This window comes from Mesorhizobium sp. M7D.F.Ca.US.004.03.1.1 (assembly GCF_003998635.1).
GTDB lineage: Bacteria > Pseudomonadota > Alphaproteobacteria > Rhizobiales > Rhizobiaceae > Mesorhizobium > Mesorhizobium loti.
Genome location: NZ_RZQG01000812.1, coordinates 1 through 2,702 on the forward strand (window position 1 = coordinate 1; position 2,702 = coordinate 2,702).

A 2,702-nucleotide genomic window follows, 5' to 3' on the forward strand; every position below is an offset into this window, starting at 1 on the left:
ACATACCAGGCTATCGCCTCGTCATAGCTGGCGACGACCAGGGCCACGGTCGCGACACGGCGATGTTCGGCGAACCCGGTCATGCCTGAGGCTTGTTCATCGTTGCTGACCGGTCATTTGTTGCGGATCGCAAAGCGGCCGATCAGGCGGCGCTCGGCGATATCGTAGACGAAGATCGTGCGGTTGCCGTCGGCAAGTTCGGCGTCGATGGAGAGGCGATTGCCGGACAGCGACTGGCTGACCACCTTGGCGCCGATCGGCAGCACGATGTCGCCGCTGACCGGTTCGCCGGCGGGTGTCTGGATATCGCCGGCCAACGGCGGGTTCTCAGGAGATGCTTTGCGGGATTTGTAGACAATCGCCGCGATCACCACCATAAGAGCCAGCAAAAGCAGGCCGAGATTGATGGCCATGAAGCGGATGAGCTTGCCGCGTACCTTGTCGATCTCGGGGTCGAGCGGCTTTTCTTCGTTTTCGTCGGCGTCAGGCCGGGCCATGGCAAATAATCCGGAACGGTTTTTCAATGAGCGCTCATAGCGAAGAGGCCCCTGAATTGATAGAGCACCAGTTCATGGAACCCACCGTGCTGGTGGCGGGCGCGGATGCGGCCGGCCTGCGCCTCGACCAGTGGCTGGCGGTGAGCCTCGGCCCGGATATGTCGCGCAGCCGCGTGCAGATGCTGATCAGGCAGGGCGCGGTCTCGGTCAACGGCAAACCGGTCGACGAGACCAAACGCAGGATGACGCCAGGCGAAAGCGTCTCGGTCGCCATGCCGGAGCCGGAGCCGGCAGAGCCGCAAGGCGAGAACATCGCGCTCGATGTGCTCTATGAGGATGACGAGCTGATCGTCATCAACAAGCCGGCGGGGCTTGTCGTGCACCCCGGCGCCGGCAACTGGACCGGCACGCTGGTCAACGCGCTGATCCATCATTGCGGCGACAGTCTTTCCGGCATCGGCGGCGTGCGCCGGCCGGGCATCGTCCACCGCCTCGACAAGGAGACCAGCGGCGTCATGGTAGTCGCCAAGACCGACCGCGCCCACAAGTCGCTGTCCGAAGCCTTCGCCGATCACGGCCTAACCGGCGACTTGGAGCGCGCCTATCTGGCGCTGGTCTGGGGTATACCGCAGAGGCCGACCGGAAGGGTCGACGCGGCGCTCGGCCGCGCCGCCGACCGCGTGCGCCGTGCCGTGGTGCCCGAAGGACGCGACGACGCCCGCCATGCGGTCACCCATTTCGCCGTGCAGGAGCGCTTCGGCGAGAACCAACAGGAGTTCGCCACGGCCAGCCTGGTCGAATGCCGGCTGGAGACCGGCCGCACCCACCAGATCCGTGTCCACATGGCGCATATCGGCCATCCGGTGATCGGCGACCCCGACTATGGCCAGGCCTTTCGCACCAAGGCCAACCGGCTGCCCGAACCGCTGAAAAGTCAGGTCAAGGCATTTCCCCGGCAGGCTTTGCATGCCTGGCTCCTTGCATTTCGCCACCCGGCTACCCATTTAACGATGAGGTTCGAAGCGCCTATACCGGGGGACATGGAGGAACTCGTAGGCGGTTTCCGCAAGCTCTGAACCTGCCACAGAAAAACCTGAGCGGCATTGTTCACTTCAGCGTGACACACTGTTTCGTGTTGAACAAATGCCTGTCTTTTCTGGTTTTGTTCCTGTATAAGATCCGATGTCGCGGGCGAGCCTTTTGGTGCTCGCGTCACATGCCCGCCGCGTTTCGGGGGCATCACTCCAATAGAGAGGGGGCGCTATCATGGCCCAGTCATTACCCAGTATCGTTTCCGGCGAAGGCGGCCTTAGCCGCTACCTGGAAGAAATCCGTCGCTTTCCCATGCTGCAGCCGCAGGAAGAGTACATGCTCGCCAAGCGTTACGCCGAGCATGAAGATACCTCCGCTGCGCACAAGCTCGTCACCAGCCACCTCAGGCTCGTCGCCAAGATCGCCATGGGCTATCGCGGCTACGGCCTGCCGATCGGCGAAGTGATCTCTGAAGGCAATGTCGGCCTGATGCAGGCCGTCAAGAAATTCGAACCCGAGCGCGGCTTCCGCCTCGCGACCTACGCCATGTGGTGGATCAAGGCCTCGATCCAGGAGTACATCCTGCGCTCGTGGAGCCTGGTCAAGATGGGCACGACCGCCAACCAGAAGCGCCTGTTCTTCAACCTGCGCAAAGTGAAGGGCAAGATCCAGGCACTGGATGACGGCGACTTGAAGCCCGACCAGATCGCCGAGATCGCCACCAGGCTGAACGTTTCCGAAGCCGAAGTGGTGTCGATGAACCGCCGCCTGTCCGGCGACGCCTCGCTCAACGCCCCCATCCGGGCGAGCGAAGGCGAATCCGGCGAATGGCAGGACTGGCTGGTCGACGACCACGAAAGCCAGGAAGAGATGCTGATCGAACAGGACGAGCTGGAAAACCGGCGCGGCATGCTGTCGGGCGCTCTTGCCGTGCTCAACGAGCGCGAGCGGCGCATCTTCGAGGCCCGTCGCCTCGCCGAGGAGCCGCTGACGCTGGAAGAGCTGTCGTCCGAGTTCGACATCAGCCGCGAGCGCGTGCGCCAGATCGAGGTGCGCGCCTTCGAGAAGGTGCAGGACGCGGTCAAGGCCGCAGCCAAGCGCCAGACCCAGGCGCTGCGCACCATCGAGGCCCAGCCCGCGGCGTAAAGCCGGCATCGGCAATGAACATCAAGG

General features: G+C 63.5%; 3 protein-coding genes and 1 pseudogene. 2 read left to right on the top strand and 2 right to left on the bottom strand.

What is annotated here, in order from left to right; translation table 11 throughout:
- Positions 1 to 83: pseudogene (locus EN935_RS42965) on the bottom strand (VOC family protein); the annotation flags it as partial.
- A gap of 30 nt (positions 84 to 113) precedes the next feature.
- On the bottom strand, positions 114 to 497 hold the full coding sequence (locus EN935_RS30225; protein WP_127373930.1) for a fimbrial protein: 384 nt from the start codon (positions 495 to 497) through the stop codon (positions 114 to 116).
- Positions 498 to 523: 26 nt separating this feature from the next.
- Between EN935_RS30225 and EN935_RS30230 the strand changes: the two genes are divergently transcribed.
- Positions 524 to 1,573, top strand: a complete 1,050-nt coding sequence (locus EN935_RS30230) for an RluA family pseudouridine synthase (protein ID WP_127264793.1) — start codon at positions 524 to 526, stop codon at positions 1,571 to 1,573.
- 190 nt (positions 1,574 to 1,763) lie between these two features.
- Complete coding sequence (rpoH, locus tag EN935_RS30235) at positions 1,764 to 2,675, top strand: RNA polymerase sigma factor RpoH (protein WP_013529255.1); 912 nt, start codon at positions 1,764 to 1,766, stop codon at positions 2,673 to 2,675.
- The last annotated feature ends 27 nt before the right edge of the window (positions 2,676 to 2,702 follow it).